Origin of the sequence: Lactobacillus sp. ESL0701 (assembly GCF_029433445.1) — a bacterium.
Taxonomy (GTDB): Bacteria; Bacillota; Bacilli; order Lactobacillales; family Lactobacillaceae; genus Lactobacillus.
This window is the reverse complement of the sequence record NZ_JAQTIC010000003.1, coordinates 156,313-174,749: the sequence shown is the minus strand read 5'-3', so window position 1 is coordinate 174,749 and position 18,437 is coordinate 156,313. Positions and strand designations below refer to the sequence as shown.

Here is an 18,437-nt window from a genome sequence, read left to right as displayed (position 1 = left end):
AATAACGTTCCCTCCTTAATTTACTTGTCTGAAATGCAGGCAATTCCTGGTAATTCCTTACCTTCAAGGTATTGCAAACTAGCACCACCACCAGTTGAAATGTGGGTAATCTTAGGTGCAATTCCTAATTGCTTAGCAGCGGCAGTTGAATCACCACCACCAATGATAGTTGTGGCATCTTTAAGTTCTGCCAAGGCCTTACCAACTTCCAAAGTACCATTAGCAAAGTTGGACATTTCAAAGGCACCCATTGGACCGTTCCAAACAACTGTCTTAGCATCTTTCAAGATTTCCTTGAACTTCTCAACAGTCTTAGGACCAATATCTAGACCCATCATATTGTCAGGAATATCGTCACCAACAACTTCACGAGAAGCATCATTTGAAAATTCAGTTGCTGCCAAATTATCTACTGGCAAAACAATCTTACCATCAGCTTCTTTGAGCAATTGCTTAGCAAGGTCAACCTTATCTGGTTCAAACAATGACTTACCAATGTTGTGTCCTTGAGCAGCTAAGAATGTATAAGCCATTCCACCACCAATTAAAATGTGGTCTGACTTAGGAATCAGGTTGGTAATAACATCAATCTTGTCAGAAACTTTAGCACCACCCAAAATGGTAACAAATGGGTGAACTGGGTTAGCAACAGCGTCACCCAAGAACTTAATTTCCTTTTCCATCAGGTAACCAGCTGCTGCAGGCTTATCAGCCTTCTTCATTGCTTCAGCAATTCCCACATTAGAAGCATGACTTCTGTGCGCGGTACCAAAGGCATCATTAACGTACATGTCGCCTAGACTTGCCCAGTATTCACCAAGCTTAGGATCATTCTTAGATTCACGCTTACCAAAGTCGTTGTCGATATCTTGGAAACGAGTATTTTCAAGAACAATAACATCACCATCTTGCATCTTGTTGATGGCATCTTCAACTTCTTGACCTTCGTTTGCAGGTACAAAAGTTACAGGCTTCTTCAAGAGTTCGCTTAAACGTTCAGCAACTGGCTTAAGTGACAATTCTTTTTTATCGTCGTCTGACTTAACCCGACCCAAGTGACTAAGCAAAATTGCTTTACCGCCATTTTCAATAATGTATTTAATTGTTGGCAATGCGGCAACAATTCTATTATCATCGCCAATTACGCCATCTTTAATCGGGACATTAAAGTCAACCCGAACTAAAACTTTTTTATCCTTAACATCTAAATCTGAAACAATTAATTTAGCCATCTATATCCTCCGATAACTCAATTATTTTTCTTTCAAAAAAAGGCGGAAGGAAGAATTTCCCTCCGCCTTCTCTTTTACTATCAGCAGTAATCAAAAATTAATGACTAAAGAGTAGCAAATTTCAACAAAGTACGAATCATTTGGCAAGTGAATGAGTATTCATTGTCATACCATGAAACAGTCTTAACTAATTGGCTGTCGCCAGCAGTAGTTACCATAGTTTGAGTTGGGTCATAGATGGCACCAGCAGTCATACCGATAACATCGCTTGAAACGATTTCGTCATCGTTGTAAGCAAATGAAGGACTTTCATACTTCTTAACTGCAGCGTTAACTTCGTCAGCAGTAACTTTCTTGTCAAGGATTGAAACTAATTCAGTCAATGAACCATCAACAACTGGAACACGTTGTGCGTGACCGTTAACTTTACCGTTCAATTCTGGAACAACAAGACCAATAGCCTTAGCAGCACCAGTTGAGTGAGGAATAATGTTAGCTGCGGCAGCACGAGCAGCACGCATGTTACCACCACGAACAGGTCCATCCAAAATCATTTGAGTTGAAGTGTAAGCGTGGATAGTAGTCATTGTAGCTACCTTGATGCCGAATTCTTTTTGCAAAGCGTCAACCATTGGAGCCAATGAGTTAGTAGTACATGAACCAGCTGAAACGATCTTGTCGTTTGCATCTAAAGTGTCATCGTTTACTGAGTAAACAATAGTCTTCAAGTCGTTGCCAGCAGGAGCTGAAATCAAGACTCTCTTAGCACCAGCGTCAAGGTGAGCTTGTGACTTAGCCTTGCTAGTGTAGAAACCAGTACATTCAAGAACGAAGTCAACGCCGTCATTCTTAACCCAAGGAATGTTTTGTGCTTGTGGTTCAGCATATACGCGATATTTCTTACCATCAACAACGATTGAGTCTTCAGTTGCTGAAACTTCGTGGTTGAAAGTACCATGAGTTGAGTCATACTTCAATAAGTGTGCCAAAAGTGCAGGGGTGGTCAAGTCGTTAATAGCAACAACTTCAATATCCTTTGACTTTTCGCCCAAATCCATGATCCGACGGAATGCTAAACGACCAATACGGCCAAAGCCGTTAATACCAATTTTAACTGTCATATTCTAAAGTCCTCCTTAAGAACTATGTAAGAATTGTAAACACCAATTTATTTTAAATGAGACTTAAATCTCCTTTAAAATCTTATTTGAGGCTCCCTCATCAGTAATTAACCAGGTTTGATGAGGAGCATTAGGCATATAAGCCTTAATTGCTTGAGCCTTACGGCTGCCGCAAGCAAAGGCAAATATGTGCGGGATTTTGTTTAGATTTTCGAACTGCAAGCCAACCTGTTGCACGCGGTCGACAATCTTTCCTTGGTCATCGAAGAAACACCCGAAACATTCGGTGACCACTTTCTTCTCGCGCAATTCAGATAAACGAATTGAATCATATCCTCTGCGCCGAGCCATATCATGAGCTAAACCAATGCCATGGATAACAACATCACTTTTAGCGATATCTTCCAAAACATCCGCAAAAGTTGACTCTCTAATGAGAGATCTATACGTTTGCTCTGAAATTTGTTCAGGTAAATATAAAGTCTTATATTTACTACCAGTTTTTGCGGCCATTTCTTGAACAATAGTGTTACTTTGAATCGCGACATTCTCGCCCAGTGCACCACGTCCCGGAACAAATTCCAACTGCCGGTTATCACTCAAGTTCTTGGACAAATACTTTGCAGATTTAGCAAGAGCAACTCCACCTAAAACGGTAATAATTGACTTACCCAGCGGCAAAAATAAATTCAAAGCCGAACTTAGTTCTTCGCCCATTCGCTCATAAACTCGTTCTTGCAAGTCGCTATCACCCGGAACAATAATTGTCCGGTCAATCCCTAGCTTCTGAGCCAACTCAATCTCTGTTTGCCGGGCATTAAAGTGCCGGTCAATCAAAGGAGCCACGTCCTGTAAGGCTTTCTTACCCTTTTCCGTCATAAACATGCCAAAACTCTTGATCTCAATCAAGCCGAGATCGCGAAGATATTCCGTCTCCGTTCGCACGTTTCTTTCAGAAAGCCCTAAAGCCTGTGCTACACTTCTGCGACCAATTGGTGCATTAAGTGAAATCTGCTCAAGAACAAGATACCTCTGTCGAAACACTTTTAAGATATCAGGAACGAGAGCTTCTAGCACGGGGAATTCCGAGTACATAATCTTTTCTCCTCCCTGCTGGGACAATTATGACCCACTATGTGTCACTTACTGTCCCAGATTGTCTAAAAATATAAGAGAAATATAGACTTGTTATACCTTAAATCTGCTATTTCCCTATCGACACTTACAGTATAACAATGCTTTGCAAATAATTCAAGTGAAATATCAATTATTAAAATGGCATAAAATATAAGCATTTTTAGTGACAAAATAATTTTTTAGCGAATTTTACAAAAAAGTTTTTATTTTTCCCTTCTTTCTGGTATACTTGTTGATGTGCTTAATTGGGTCCTTAGTGTAATGGATCGCACGTAAGATTCCGGTTCTTAAAATCTGAGTTCGACTCTCAGGGGACCCATATTAAAAAAGCAGCTTCGCGAGAAGCTGCTTTTTATTTTTCTATTTTATTTTTCCTACCGTTAATTCACCACGTTGAGCAAATTCAACGTAAAGTTTACTGCCAGAAACTGCTAAACCTTCAATTTCTCGTTTAACGTGTAATTTATTTCTTCCTTTATAAGTACCATCTTGACTAACACGGAACAAATAGTCATTAAAGCCAATATAAAATTGGTTGTGACTTGCATCGTAGGTAAAGCCCTGAACTGGCGAGCCATTCCCAATAAAGTTGCTTTGGGTAGAACCAACTTCAACTGGCGTCCAGGTATCACCATCTCTAGTAACTTTCCAATATTCGTAGCGTCCGTTGCTGCCATTATGGAATAAGCAATACATCGTGTTATCACCACTAAAGGTTGCATTGTGGATGTAGCGCGGCGAATTACCATTTGCAATCTTAAATGACCAAATCTGATTAATTTGCATATCAGACTTACGGATTTGTAAGATTTCTTCAGAAGCACTGGAATTATGAAGCTTATTGTTATTAGCCATAACATAAAGATACTTACTAGAAGATCCAAGTGACTGGCCATGACCCAACTTAATGTAAGGACTCACCTTAATATGAGCAGCATAATTTTTAAATGTTGACCAACTTAAGCCCGATAAATTTTGAGCACGATACTTATTAATATGGGCTAAGTCATAAGAAACTAGGTGCCCCTTGTCATCACTACTATTATTGAAAACCGCAACTGTAAAATTATTGCCGTTTACCGTAATTCCTTCTGGAATTACACCAACTTGGCCCATCTTATCAGCGGCTTGATTGTAGTCCAAACTAACAAAGCGTGGCTGATAAAGTTTGGTTTTCAGTGTTAAATCACCAGCTTTAAAAGTATTAGTTTTAGTTTCAAAGCCATAATGATGTTTGGCATTCCAATTGCGTGATGATGATTTAGAACTACCCTTCCATGTAGAAACGGGTGTCGGACCATTCTTTGGTGTTTGATCAGCTCGGGTAATGCCCTCACCTTGATTGCCACGCACAGTTACTTCAATGCTCGCCTTAGCACTGCCATACTGAAAATTAACCGTGGTTGTTCCCGGTTTACTTGTATCGATTTTAGCCGGTGAGGCTTTAATATCACTGGGATTGATTGCTGTTCCTTGACTATTTGCAGCCACGCTAATGGCATCCCTTGTTGGGAACTCGTAATTGCTGTTTTCAACTAGACTAACTCTTTTGGCTACCTCAATTTTATTCTTGGCAAAAAAGTTCTGGTTAACCCAACCGACAATTCGACCATCAACAATAATTTGCCAAAACTTACCCTTTTTAGTTGTCAATGACCGCTTTGCCTGCAAATTAGCATGCTTAAAATACTTAGTTGACGTAAATGCACCAGTTGGTCCTTTAGATGAAACATGATGATAAATTGCGTAATTGCCAGTGCCAGCTACTTTTGTTATAGCCTTACTGTAACTCTTGGCATTAGCCACATGATAATTACTACACGCAAATAAGCTAGTTGCAGCTATTGCACCAACTAGTAGACGCTTCCCAATCTGTATTTTCTTCATAATTTTCCTACTCTCTAATTAACAGCATAATTACAGTTTTGCACAATTATAAGTTGCATTCAATAATTACCAGTGTTATATAATTCATAATTTTCTCACCAAAAAATCTCTATATGACTAACAACTTGCGAAAAACAAGAGATTTTTAAGTCATCCTAGTGTACAATATTAATTATTATTATCTGAAAGGAGAATATTATTTCATGATTGAAACACACGACAATTCTAAGAAAATGTTGTGGACAACCTTGGCAACAATGGCCTTCTCTATCGTTTGGAGTTTTGGTAATGTTGTTAACGGATTTGTTTATTTCGATGGGACCCACGTTATCTTTAGCTGGATTATGATCTTCCTGCTATTCTTTATCCCTTACGCCTTAATGGTTGGTGAACTTGGTTCTGTCTTCAAAGATTCCGAAGGTGGTGTTGCCTCCTGGGTCAACGCAACAATGGGACCAAAATGGGCTTATTACGCTGGTTGGACCTTCTGGGCTGTTCATATCGTTTATATTTCCAGTAAAGGAACGGGTGGACTAAGAGGAATGGCTTGGGGCATCTTTGGTAATACCAATTGGTACGACGGCTTGCCAACTGCTTGGACACAACTTGCCACTCTTGTAGTTTTCCTATTCTTCTGCTGGGTTGCCAGCCGCGGTGTTCAGGTTATCAAGACCTTATCAACAATCGCTGGTACTTCAATGTTTGTGATGTCAATTTTATTCATCATCATGATGTTTGCGGCACCTTTGATTAACCCACATGCCAGCTACTTCAATATTAGTTGGAACTGGAAGAACTTTATGCCGACTTTTAATATGAAGTATTTCACTTCATTGTCAATCCTAGTCTTTGCTGTCGGCGGTGCTGAAAAGATTTCACCATATGTTAACAAGTTAAAGGACCCAACCAAGAACTTCCCGAAAGCAATGATTGGTCTAGCAGTTATGGTTATGATTTCAGCGATTTTAGGTACCGTTGCGATGGCAATGATGTTTGATCCTAAAGTTGTCAGCAGCAATCTAAATGAATATATTTCAAACGGTCCTTACATGGCCTTCAATAAATTAGGTCAATACTACCACGTTGGTGGTTTGTTTATGTATATCTATTCTTGGTGTAATGTTATCGGTCAGTTCTCAACTTTAGTTATCAGTATTGATGCGCCACTAAGAATGCTCTTAGGTAGCAAGGAAGCTAAAGACTTCATCCCTAAGAAACTGCTTAAGTTAAATAAGCACGGTGCATACATCAATGGTATCTGGTTAATTGTCGCCTTATCTGGTGGTTTAATTCTTCTTCAAGCTGTTATGCCAAACGCTCAAGCAGTTATGGCTCAACTGGTTAAATTAAACTCAATTGTTATGCCAATCCGTTACTTCTGGGTTTTCGCAGCTTACATTGCATTACGTAAGCAATGTAAGAAATTCGTTACCGACAACACTTACCAAATGACAACTCATCAAGGTCTGGCATTTACGGCTGGTATCTGGTGCTTTGCCGTTACTGCTGCTTGTTGTATCATGGGAATGTATTCTCCTGATCCGTTTACATTAGCACTGAATGTTGCAACGCCAATTATTTTATTCCTTCTTGGTTTAATCTTACCGGCTATCAAGCATCATCAAGAAGCTAAAATGAATTAATTATATTATTTAACCGCCCTTTAGGGGCGGTTTTTTATTGCCGCAAAAATTGAATACTAAATTAAAAAGGTTGATTAATCAGGTAGCCGCCTTGGATATTGTTATTGCTTTTGATTTATCATTTGCCGCAACTATTTGGATACTGGCAGAAATTATCAGTAGTTTAATTAAATTAACTGATAATGCCACCAAATTAGTTAGCGCATTTAATGAACTAAGAGCTGCTTTAAAGAATTTTAAAGCGAAAAAATAACCGCTCTAGTCTTGACACACTAACGGTTATTATTAACTAATAGTTAAGTCACCGCTTTTATGCGGAAACTCATGTAAGAAGTCCTGATACCAACAGGACTTCTTTTTTAATACTATAACATGTAAAAACAAAAAAATAAGAGCTGTTAGCTCTTATTTTTTCTTTTAATTAATCTTCAGACTGACCAACAATTCTGCACGTTGGGCCAAGTTAACGTATAATTGATTATCGCTGACTGACATCCCCTCAATCTCGCGACCAGTGTCAAACTTGTAAGCCTCTTTAATTGCACCATTGCGATTCATCTTAAAAATCAAATCGTTAAAGCCTAGGTAAAACTTCTGATTAGTAGGATCATAGGCAAAGCCCTGAACAGGGGCACCATTATTGACAAAATTGCCGTTAGTCTTACCTACAAGCGTTGGGTACCAGTTATCGCCCTTACGCTGTAATTCCCAATATTCATAACAATTATTCTTAGTATCGTGATAAACCGTGTACATATCATAATCTGACATTACAACACCATTTTGGAAATAACGTGTTTGGGTATCATCACCAATCCAAGTCTTAAAAGTCCAAATCTTGTTAATTTGCATGTCACTCTTACGAATCTGCATCAATTCAACTGAGTCAGTACTCTTCTTTTGTGTATGATCATTATTAATTACATAAATATATTTTTCACTTGCACCCATTGCTTGACCATGACCAATCGGGATATATTGACTAACCTTAATATGCTTCACATAATTATTAAAATCAGTTTGCGACATATCAAGCAAATGTTGCGCGTTATATGGATCCTTTAACTTATTCAAATCATAACCAACAATGTGACCAGACATTAAATTAGTGTGGCTCAACAAACTTGTATAAGCCCACCCGTCAGAAACTGTCATCCCTTCTGGGATATGACCGACACGATTAATATTATTGTCTGACGGATCTTTAACACTCAAAAGCACTGGCTGATAAAACTTAGTCTTCAACGTCAAATCACCACTAGTTAAAGTGTGAGATTCAGTTTCCGGTGTGTACTCAGTTGGACTAATATAATTAACTGATGAGCCGTAATGCTTTTTCCAAGTCTGATAATCATTAGTACCAGGTTCGCCAGTTACAGCAGCAAAGTCAGTTGGATCAACAACCCCCTCACTGGTACTTTTTCTCACCGTTACCTTAACTGTGGCTTTAGCTGAACCATAACTATACTTAACATTATAAGTCTTGGCCTTACTACAAGAAATATCCGGTTTAGAAATTTTGACACTATCGTTGTCAATTACTGTCCCCATGTTGTTAGTTACATAAGAAATTGCATCTGATGAGAAGAAATCATAATTATCATTACGGACTAAAGAAATTGTCTTAGGTACTGAAATTTGATTCTTAGCAAAATAATTTTCGTTAACATAACCAACTTCACGACCATCAACATAAATTCGCCAATAGCGAGCATTTTTAGTTTCAATCAATTGATCTGACTGAATGTGGTTATATTGGTAAATTTTACCATCGGCAACCTTAGTATGAACCTTACCATCAGTTACTGTTTTCCAAACCTTGTAGTTCTTATTGCCGGCAACCTTGGTCATCATTGAATAACCAATTACCTTTTGCTTTGGTTTAGCCTTCGGCTTTTTGTCCTTATCAGCATTAGCCATGTCCTGTGCAGCATCAGGCTTAGCAGGATTATCTGTCTGATTATCATCAGTTGTAGCGGTATTTGTATTTTGCGTATCGTCAGGCTTAGTCGCCGAATTGGTAGTATCTGAAGCAGGTGCATCAGAGTCAGTTGTAGCGGCCGCAACTACTGCCGCAGATGAGCTGGTTACGACTGAAACGCCCATCATTAATGTCGTCATAATTGTTGCTATTTTAGTAAAATGCTTCAAAAATCTTTCCTCCAAAATTTAATATACTCCTTATATTGTAATATAAGATGGGCATTACAAAAAATACAAAATTGATACACTTTCATTGACAGCCTCTCATGTAAGTGATTTAATTAGCACTGTACTTATTAGAGTGCTAATAATTAGAACTTAAATTTAGGAGGCAGAAACATGCTTGTACCTACAGTTATTGAACAAACTGCTCGTGGTGAACGTGCATACGATATTTATTCTCGTTTATTAAAAGACCGAATCATCATGTTAAGCGGTGAAATTAACGACGATATGGCAAACACTATTATTGCGCAACTACTCTTCCTTGATGCTCAAGACAACACCAAAGATATTTCGCTTTACATCAACTCACCTGGTGGTGTAATCACTTCTGGCTTGGCAATTATGGACACAATGAACTTTATCAAGTCCGATGTTTCCACAATCGCTATTGGAATGGCCGCATCAATGGCTTCAATCTTGCTTACTAGTGGCGCTAAGGGTAAACGTTTTGCATTGCCAAACTCAACAGTCTTAATTCACCAACCTTTAGGTGGTGCTCAAGGTCAGCAAACTGATATTCAAATCGCTGCTACTGAAATTTTGAAGAGCCGCGAAAAGATTAACAACATTATTCATGAGACCACTGGTCAACCATTAGACAAGATCCTCAAGGATACCGAACGCGACAACTACATGACCGCGCAAGAAGCCAAGGATTACGGCTTGATTGACGAAATTATGGTCAACAAGAAGAAGTAGTTAGTTACTACCAAAAAAGAGTTCATTTAAAATGAGCTCTTTTTTATTGTCTTAATTTTTCTGCTAACTCATGTAATTTTTTAAGTCGATGATTAACACCAGACTTAGAAATCGGACCATCGGGTACTTGCTCTGCCAATTCTTTTAGCGATAGCTCCGGATTAGTTAAGCGCAGTTGCGCTAGGTCCCGCAACTTTTCCGGTAAAGAATCCAAACCCTTTTTTTGTTTAATTAATTCGATATCATCAACCTGTTTAGCCGCTGCCGTTGCTGTTTTTTTCAAATTGGCCGTATCACAATTGACCAACCGATTAACTGAATTACGCATGTCCCGCATAATCCGTAAATCTTCAAAAGCGAGCATCGCGTTCAAAGCGCCAACAATATGAAGAAAATCGCCGATTTTTTCTGCTTCTTTTAAATAAACAATAAATCCACGCCGCCGCTTAGTTGTTTTAGCATTTAGGAAAAAATAATGGTTCATTAATTCCAACAAATCATCGTTATGATCCTCATAGGCTGAGTAAATCTCCAAATGATAGCGGCTGGTTTCCGGATTATTAACACTGCCGCTAGCCAAAAAAGCGCCGCGCAAATAAGACATTGCCCCTTCCTTAGAGGTAATAATCCGCTTGGGAATACGCGTGATTAAGCCAGATTCTGGCGATAAAATCTCTAAATTAGTCAAAATGTCGCGCACATGATTTTGCAGGCGAACAAGGTATTGGTTGTTCTTCTTCAATTTCATTTTACGCGACACAATGAGCAGCGGCTCAACTCGATAAGCAGTCTTAATCAAGGAAAAAATCCGTCGCGCAATCGCCGGATTTTCCGTTGTAATATCCAAACTAAATTGGTGATCGTGAAAGTTCAGCACCCCGTTCATCCGCAAGAATGCCGCCAGCTCCGCCTTAGCATGTTCTGGATGAATTGGTAAGGCTGTCAGTTCCTTTTTAACATTACTAGCATAACTCGCCATTACTTATTGGTCCTCTTTCTGCGGGACATCGCTTCATACGCCAAACTGATAATCTCACGCGCCACCTTTTTACCATCATGAAAAACTAACCCACTGCGCTGATCAATAAAATCATCAGTAATCACGCGGCTGCCCTGAGCCCTTAGTCCAGCAAAATCATTTCTAACCGGTTCCAAATAAGCATCATAATCTGCCGGATTAAACTTACTCATATCAATTTTGGCACCATTAACTAACGTTGTATCAACATAATGACCACCAAGATGGTTATTAATTACCGCAACGTGCTCGCTATCAGAGAAATGGTCAGTCTCTCCCAGTTGGGTCATGATATTACAAATATAAATTACTTCCGCGCTGGTTTCACGTACCGCTTGACCAAGATTTGGAATCATTAAGTTAGGTAAAATCGAAGTAAACAAGCTGCCGGGACCCAGTACTACCGCATCAGCCTGCATCACCGCAGCTACAACCGGCAGCACGGCTTCTGGTTCATCATCTGAATTAGTATCTGTCACCCAAATGCGCTTAATCTGCTTATCCTTATCCGTAATTTCTTTTTCGCCAGCTTGCGTTGTCCCATCAACAAATTCCGCATTTAAAGTCAATGGTTCATTAGATGCTGGAAAGACATGCCCGTCAACGTGCATCATTTTGGATAAAGACTGCACGGCATCAAAAATATTACCGTGCATTTCATTTAAAGCCGCAATAATCAAATTGCCAATTGCGTGTCCGGAAAAGAACGAATCTGATGAATCAAACCGATATTGAAAAATATTCTTCTCCTCTTGCGGAATATCACTTAAGGCCACTAATACATTACGAATATCACCAGGTGGCACAACGTTAATAAAGTTACGAATTGAGCCGGATGACCCACCATCATCTGAAACGGTCACAATTGCCGTAATTTCCGCATTCTGGTCTTTTAACGCGTTTAAAATAACGGGCAAGCCAGTTCCGCCGCCGATAACGACGACCTTGGGACGTCTGTTTTTAATTACCCGAATAATCTTTCCTTCTCCATACGCCATTCAATTCACCTATTTTCTAGTGTAGCGGCTGATTTCACGATGTGTAATATCTACTTGATAATCATTTTTAGCTAAATCACGAGCTAACTGCTGAGCAATTGCCACACTGCGATGTTGTCCACCCGTACAGCCAATTGCAATTGTCAGTTTTTCCTTACCCTCTTTGATATAACCAGGCAAGGCAATTTTTAATAGATCAAGCAATTTCGCATAAAAGGTTTGTGTTTCCTTCTTCTCCATCACGTAATCAAACACCCGCTTGTCCAAACCAGTAAACGGTCGCAATTCCGGCAAATAAAATGGATTCGGCAAGAAACGCACATCCATCACAATATCGGCATCAATTGGCATTCCGTACTTAAAGCCAAATGACATCACCTCAATTGAAAACGGCTGCTTTTGTCGATCGCTAAATTCTTCAAGCAGCTTTTGCTTTAATTGCTTAGTTGTTAATTCAGAAGTATCAATAATGTAATTGGCCCGATTGCGGATGCCTGTCAAAATCTGTCTCTCTTCCTCAATTCCGTCAAGCAGTCGACCGCTGCTGGCAAGTGGCGGCAGGCGGCGCGTTTCCTTATACCGTGCCACCAAGGTATCGTTTGATGCATCCAAAAAGACAATCGTCGTCTGCACGGTACCGTTATCTTCCAGCGAATTAACCTCATCAAGTAGGTCCCGGTAAAAATTTTTCACCCGCAAATCAATCACAACCGCAACTTTTGTGAAATCATCGGAACTCACAATCAAATCCCAAAAACTCCCCAGAAGTGTTGGCGGCAAATTATCGACCACAAAATAGCCCATATCCTCTAAGGCATGTGCTGTTACTGTTTTACCAGCCCCACTCATCCCCGTGACAATTAATAATTGCTTTTTCTTGTCAGCCATTTTTGCCAGCCTCCTATCATCTAAATTATAACATACCGGGTGTTCCGTAACCCTTTTTAGTAATAAAAAAAGCCCTTAACGGACCTTTTTTAATCATTATTAATTATCTACGGGCAAATGCGGCTACAATTTCGTTAATTCCAAAAATAAGCAACCACAATGAAATCAGCCAAATTAAAGTTAGCGCTGATAAAGCTGGGTTAAACATTAGACTTACCGCGATTAGTAAACCAAAAATATTTAAAATTAGAGTAAACCAGAAATAAAAGCTCGAGAGGCGGCGCATGTGCCACGAAACAATAATGCCCGAAATGGAATCAAATAAAAACCAAATTGCGAACAAGTAAGCAAGCGTCAACCCACCAGCATCATACGAATATAGGAATAAAATACCGACTAAGATATCTAATACCCCTGAAACAATCGACATCCAGCTAATGGAAATATAATAATGAAAATGACTATAAAAAGCCAGCCACACAAATCCTTGGACAATCGACAAAATGGCAAACAATAAAACAAAGGCATGCAATGCCCTGTCCGGATGACGCAGCAGGAATAACCCCGCTATAATCATTAAAACACCTGCAAGAAATGCAGCCCAATCAAAGCCGCGATGTTCTCTGTAACTAGAAAAATTATCCATTTTCAGTCCTCCTTGTGCTTTATTGTACACTTCTAAATAAATAATTAAATGTTATTTAGCTTTCTTTTTAGCCGCTAATTTTGTCAATTCTGTGTCGCGAACCAAAACCGGCTTGAGATATTGCCCAGTATAACTAGCTTTAACTTCAGCAACCTGTTCAGGAGTTCCCGTGGCAACAATATTGCCGCCGCCTTCGCCGCCTTCAGGTCCAAGATCAATCAGCCAATCGGCATTTTTAATTACATCAAGATTGTGCTCAATAATCAAAACCGTGTTGCCCTCATCAACTAACCGTTGTAACACTTCAAGCAGTCTTTTAATATCATCCGTATGCAGACCCGTTGTCGGTTCATCAAGAATATAGAAGTTCTTGCCTGTCGACAATTTCTGTAATTCAGCTGCTAGCTTCATTCTTTGGGCTTCACCACCCGACAGGGTTGTCGCCGACTGACCCAATTTAACATAGCCTAAGCCCACATCAACAATTGTTTGCAATTTGCGGGCAATCTTAGGAATATTCTTAAAAAAGTCACAGGCTTCACTAATCGTCATATCTAATACTTGGGCAATATTCTTCTTGCGGTAAGTAACTTCTAAAGTTTCCGAATTATAACGACTGCCATGACAAACTTCACACGGAACATAAACATCCGGCAAAAAGTTCATTTCAATCTTAATAATTCCATCACCATGACAAGCTTCGCAGCGACCACCTTTAACATTAAACGAGAAGCGCGCCTTAGTATAACCACGCAATTTTGCCTCATTTGTTTGGGCAAACAATGTCCGAATATCGTCAAAGACACTGGTATAAGTTGCTGGGTTACTGCGCGGCGTGCGTCCAATTGGACTTTGGTCAATATCAATCACTTTTTCAATATTCTGATAGCCGCTAATACTCTTGTACTTGCCCGGTTTTGTTTGATTACGATTTAATTTTTGTGCCAGTACCCGTTTCAAAATCATATTGATCAGAGTAGATTTACCCGAACCTGACACGCCGCTAACCACGATGAACTTGCCCAACGGAAAATCAACCTTGATATTTTTAAGATTATTTTCGCTAGCTCCCGTAACCGTGATTTTTTTACCATTGCCCTTACGCCGCTTTAACGGAACTGGAACAAACTTTTTACCAGCTAAATATTGACCCGTCAGTGATTTAGGGTTAGCCTCAACCTCTTTTGGCGTACCAGCAGCCATTACCTCGCCGCCATAAGTACCAGCTCCAGGTCCCATGTCAATTAGATAATCAGCCTGCCGCATTGTTTCATCGTCGTGCTCAACCACAATTAATGAATTGCCTAAGTCCCGCATCCGTTTTAAGGCGGCAATTAAACGGTCATTATCACGCTGGTGCAAGCCAATTGACGGTTCATCTAGGACATACATAACACCCGATAAGTTTGAGCCAATCTGGGTTGCCAACCGAATTCGCTGTGCTTCCCCACCGGATAACGTATTAGCCGATCGCGATAAAGTTAAATAATCTAAGCCAACACTATTTAAGAAATTCAGCCGATCACGGACTTCTTTTAAAATTGGTTTGGCAATTATGGCTTCTTGCTCATCCAGCTTAACCCCGTTAAAAAAGTCTAAGGCCTTATTAATTGCTAGTTCCGAAGCCTCAGCAATATCCTTGCCCATTACTTTAACAGCAAGTGCCTTTTCATTAAGCCGCTTACCATGACAGGTCGAACAGGTTAGTTCGGTCATGTATTTGCCCATCACATCACGCATAAATTTGGACATCGGGTGTTTGTAGCGCCGCTCAACATTCTCCATTGCGCCTTCAAATGGTGCGGTAGTATCGTTAACACCAAAGTCACCAGTAACGTGAAACTTAATTTCTTTCGTTGAACCATGTAAAATCGTTGCTTGCTGCTTTTTAGTTAATTTAGCAAATGGCTTGTCTAGCGGGATTTTTAATACTTCACAGGCTTGCGCCAGCATTTCACCGTAATATTTGGAATTTTTCCATGGTGCAACCGCACCTTCGACCAAGGTTTTACTTTTATCGGGAATAACCAAATCCTCATCAACTGACAGCTTCACGCCTAAGCCATCACAATCAGGACAGGCACCAAACGGTGCATTAAAGGAAAAGAGCCGCGGCTCCATTTCGCCAACCGTAAAACCGCACTTGGGACAAGCGTAATATTCCGAAAAGTTTAACATCTCAGCCCCAATGACATCAACATTCATGTAGCCGTCTGACAGCCTAAGAGCTGCCTCAACAGAGTCAAACAATCGTGAGCGAATGCCCTCTTTGACAATTAGCCGGTCGACCACAATATCAATCGTGTGGCGCTTATTCTTAGCTAACTTGAAGTCCTCGCTAATTTCGTGCATCTCACCATCAACAATCACCCGCACATAACCAGCTCGTTGAACACGCTTGAACACTTCCTTATGTTCACCACGTTTTGCCCTGATAACTGGTGCCAATAATTGAATTTTAGTCCGCTCAGGTAATGCCAAAATACGGTCAACCATCTGCTGTGCCGATTGGCGCTCAATCAACGTCCCATCATTAGGGCAGATTGGGTGACCAACACGCGCCCACAATAAGCGCAAGTAATCATTAATTTCCGTAACTGTTCCGACAGTTGAGCGCGGATTATGCGACGTCGTTTTTTGATCAATCGAAATCGCTGGATTTAGCCCATCAATCGAATCAACATCAGGTTTATCCATTTGTCCCAAAAATTGCCGGGCATAACTGGACAATGACTGCACATAACGTCTGCGCCCCTCGGCATAGAGAGTATCAAAGGCTAATGAGCTCTTACCGGAACCTGATAGGCCAGTAATGACCACCATTTCGTCTTTTGGAATTGTTAAATTAATATCCTTGAGGTTGTGCTCACGCGCGCCCCGAATAACGATTTTATCATTTGCCATTTAGTGTTTGTCCCTTTTTCTTAATCGGTTTTCTCGTTGAATTTTCTAATTCCATAATTGCATCCCGCAAGGTAGCTGCCCCTTCAAAGTCCAATTTCTTAGCGGCATCCTGCATCTGCTCACGCAAATCAGAAATCATCGTCTTCTTCTGCTTAGCAGTCAACTCATCAAAGTTAAGGTCCGCAAAACTATCATTGTCAGGTACATCATCAGCCGTTTTAGTTGCCGAAATTACATCCCGAATTGGTTTGACAATTGTTGTTGGTGTTATCCCGTGTTCTTCGTTAAAGGCAATCTGCAACTTACGTCTGCGCTGCGTCGCTTCGATTGCTTCTCGCATTGAATCAGTAATCGAATCCGCATACATGATCACCTCACCATTTTGATTACGTGAAGCTCGCCCCATCGTCTGCACTAGCGGTCGGTATGCCCGCAAAAAGCCTTCCTTGTCCGCATCCAGAATTGCTACCAAAGAAACTTCCGGCACATCAATTCCCTCCCGCAAGAGGTTAATACCAATCAACACATCATATTTGCCTAAGCGTAAATCCCGCAAAATCTGCATTCGTTCCAGCGTTTTAACATCCGAATGCAGGTACTGAACTTTAATTCCCAGGTCTTTAAGGTAATCAGTTAAGTCTTCCGCCATCTTTTTGGTTAACGTGGTCACAAAAACTCGTTCATTCTGATCTATCCGCTTGTTAATTTCTGCTACTAAATCATCAATCTGGCCCTCAATTGGTCGGACTTCAATCTTCGGATCAAGCAGACCTGTCGGTCTGATAATTTGCTCAACCTGATGATCGGTGCGTGCCAATTCATAATCACCAGGAGTAGCTGATACATATAAAATTTGATTAACGTGCTTTTCGAATTCCTGCAATTTTAACGGTCGGTTATCTAAGGCTGATGGCAGACGAAAGCCATAGTCAATCAGCGTCTTTTTCCGATTACGGTCACCATTGTACATTGCGCGAATTTCCGGCATTGTGGCGTGTGACTCATCAATCAGAATTAAAAAATCATCGGGGAAGAAATCAAGCAGCGTATATGGTGGCTCACCTTCCTTGCGTCCTTCCATGTGACGCGAATAGTTTTCAATGCCGTTAGTGTAACCAACTTCACCCATCATTTCCATGTCATAGGTCGTACGCTGCTTAATCCGTTCAGCCTCCAGTAATTTGCCTTCACCTTCAAATTCCTTGATCTGTAATTTCATTTCTTGAGAAATTAATTTCAATGCCCGTCGCATCTGCTCATCATTAGTCATAAAGTGGGTAGCGGGAAACAGTGAAATACTCTCACGCTCACCAATTACCTCGCCGGTTAGCGAATCAACTTCCACAATCCGATCAATTTCATCACCGAAAAATTCAATTCGATAAGCATGGTTGGAATTCCCCGCTGGAAAAACCTCCACACTATCGCCGCGTACACGAAAACGCCCACGCTGAAAGTCAATATCATTGCGGTCATACTGAATATTGACTAAGTCACGCAGTAAAGTATTGCGGTCGTATTCTTCACCCTCATGCACGGTAATCACACTTGCCGCATACTCATGCGGGTCACCCAATCCATAAATACAAGAAACCGAGGCGACAACAATCACATCATTGCGTTCCATCAAGTCACTAGTAGCTTGGTGGCGCAACTGATCAATCTCGTCATTAATCGCTGAATCCTTTTCAATATAAGTGTCAGATTGCGGCACGTAGGCTTCAGGCTGGTAATAATCATAATAGGACACGAAGTAGTCAACGGCATTATGCGGGAAAAATTCTTTAAATTCGCCATAAAGCTGACCCACTAATGTTTTATTGTGAGAAATAACTAAAGTCGGTTTATTTAAATTAGCAATAATGTTAGCCATGGTAAAGGTCTTCCCCGTACCAGTTGCTCCTTCAAGAATTTGTTCTTTATTGCCAGCATTAAAGCCTTTAGTTAGCTGTTGGATCGCCTGTTCTTGGTCACCAGCAGGCTGAAATTTAGATACAAGTTCAAATTTACGCTTTTCTTGTCGCTTAATCATAAAAAGACTCCTCGTAAAAAAGTT

14 protein-coding genes are annotated in these 18,437 nt (G+C 40.4%); 3 read left to right on the top strand and 11 right to left on the bottom strand.

Annotation, left to right across the window (positions count from 1 at the left end):
• Positions 1 to 20: 20 nt before the first annotated feature.
• The 4 genes from PT281_RS03760 to PT281_RS03745 form a co-directional block, all read right to left on the bottom strand.
• Positions 21 to 1,232 carry a phosphoglycerate kinase gene (locus PT281_RS03760; protein WP_277152176.1) on the bottom strand — a complete coding sequence of 404 codons (1,212 nt, stop codon included), beginning with the start codon at positions 1,230 to 1,232 and terminating at the stop codon, positions 21 to 23.
• 104 nt (positions 1,233 to 1,336) lie between these two features.
• Complete coding sequence (gene gap / locus PT281_RS03755; protein WP_277152174.1) at positions 1,337 to 2,353, bottom strand: type I glyceraldehyde-3-phosphate dehydrogenase; 1,017 nt, start codon at positions 2,351 to 2,353, stop codon at positions 1,337 to 1,339.
• Positions 2,354 to 2,416: 63 nt separating this feature from the next.
• Positions 2,417 to 3,448: a sugar-binding domain-containing protein gene (locus tag PT281_RS03750; RefSeq protein ID WP_277152171.1), complete on the bottom strand. Its 1,032-nt coding sequence runs from the start codon at positions 3,446 to 3,448 to the stop codon at positions 2,417 to 2,419.
• A gap of 402 nt (positions 3,449 to 3,850) precedes the next feature.
• On the bottom strand, positions 3,851 to 5,377 hold the full coding sequence (locus PT281_RS03745) for a GW dipeptide domain-containing protein (RefSeq protein ID WP_277152169.1): 1,527 nt from the start codon (positions 5,375 to 5,377) through the stop codon (positions 3,851 to 3,853).
• Positions 5,378 to 5,580: 203 nt separating this feature from the next.
• Between PT281_RS03745 and PT281_RS03740 the strand changes: the two genes are divergently transcribed.
• Positions 5,581 to 7,020 (top strand): amino acid permease, encoded by a 1,440-nt coding sequence (locus PT281_RS03740; RefSeq protein ID WP_277152167.1) that lies wholly within the window; start codon positions 5,581 to 5,583, stop codon positions 7,018 to 7,020.
• Positions 7,021 to 7,069: 49 nt separating this feature from the next.
• Positions 7,070 to 7,273 carry a hypothetical protein gene (locus tag PT281_RS03735; RefSeq protein ID WP_277152165.1) on the top strand — a complete coding sequence of 68 codons (204 nt, stop codon included), beginning with the start codon at positions 7,070 to 7,072 and terminating at the stop codon, positions 7,271 to 7,273.
• A 164-nt stretch (positions 7,274 to 7,437) separates the two neighbouring features.
• Here the strand turns inward: PT281_RS03735 and PT281_RS03730 are convergent, their stop codons facing one another.
• Complete coding sequence (locus PT281_RS03730; protein WP_348635618.1) at positions 7,438 to 9,171, bottom strand: SH3-like domain-containing protein; 1,734 nt, start codon at positions 9,169 to 9,171, stop codon at positions 7,438 to 7,440.
• A 171-nt stretch (positions 9,172 to 9,342) separates the two neighbouring features.
• On the opposite strand from PT281_RS03730, the gene clpP reads away from it, so the two are divergent.
• Positions 9,343 to 9,927, top strand: coding sequence for an ATP-dependent Clp endopeptidase proteolytic subunit ClpP (gene clpP / locus PT281_RS03725; RefSeq protein WP_277131243.1), 585 nt, complete (start codon positions 9,343 to 9,345; stop codon positions 9,925 to 9,927).
• Between the two features lie 43 nt (positions 9,928 to 9,970).
• On the opposite strand, the gene whiA is transcribed toward clpP, so the two are convergent.
• The 6 genes from whiA to uvrB all read right to left on the bottom strand — a co-directional run bounded on the left by whiA (position 9,971) and on the right by uvrB (position 18,413).
• Complete coding sequence (whiA, locus tag PT281_RS03720) at positions 9,971 to 10,906, bottom strand: DNA-binding protein WhiA (RefSeq protein WP_277152163.1); 936 nt, start codon at positions 10,904 to 10,906, stop codon at positions 9,971 to 9,973.
• The gene (gene yvcK, locus PT281_RS03715; protein ID WP_277152161.1) at positions 10,906 to 11,943 is read right to left on the bottom strand and encodes a uridine diphosphate-N-acetylglucosamine-binding protein YvcK; all 1,038 of its coding nucleotides are present in this window, start codon (positions 11,941 to 11,943) and stop codon (positions 10,906 to 10,908) included. Before yvcK ends, whiA begins: the two co-directional genes overlap by 1 nt.
• 9 nt (positions 11,944 to 11,952) lie before the next feature.
• Positions 11,953 to 12,831: an RNase adapter RapZ gene (rapZ, locus tag PT281_RS03710; protein WP_277152159.1), complete on the bottom strand. Its 879-nt coding sequence runs from the start codon at positions 12,829 to 12,831 to the stop codon at positions 11,953 to 11,955.
• A 103-nt stretch (positions 12,832 to 12,934) separates the two neighbouring features.
• Positions 12,935 to 13,477: a DUF308 domain-containing protein gene (locus PT281_RS03705; protein ID WP_277152157.1), complete on the bottom strand. Its 543-nt coding sequence runs from the start codon at positions 13,475 to 13,477 to the stop codon at positions 12,935 to 12,937.
• Between the two features lie 51 nt (positions 13,478 to 13,528).
• On the bottom strand, positions 13,529 to 16,381 hold the full coding sequence (gene uvrA / locus PT281_RS03700; RefSeq protein WP_277152156.1) for an excinuclease ABC subunit UvrA: 2,853 nt from the start codon (positions 16,379 to 16,381) through the stop codon (positions 13,529 to 13,531).
• A complete protein-coding gene (uvrB, locus tag PT281_RS03695; RefSeq protein ID WP_277152154.1) occupies positions 16,371 to 18,413 on the bottom strand; it encodes an excinuclease ABC subunit UvrB in 2,043 nt (680 codons plus the stop codon). The genes uvrA and uvrB overlap by 11 nt, the downstream gene beginning before the upstream one ends.
• Between the last annotated feature and the right edge of the window lie 24 nt (positions 18,414 to 18,437).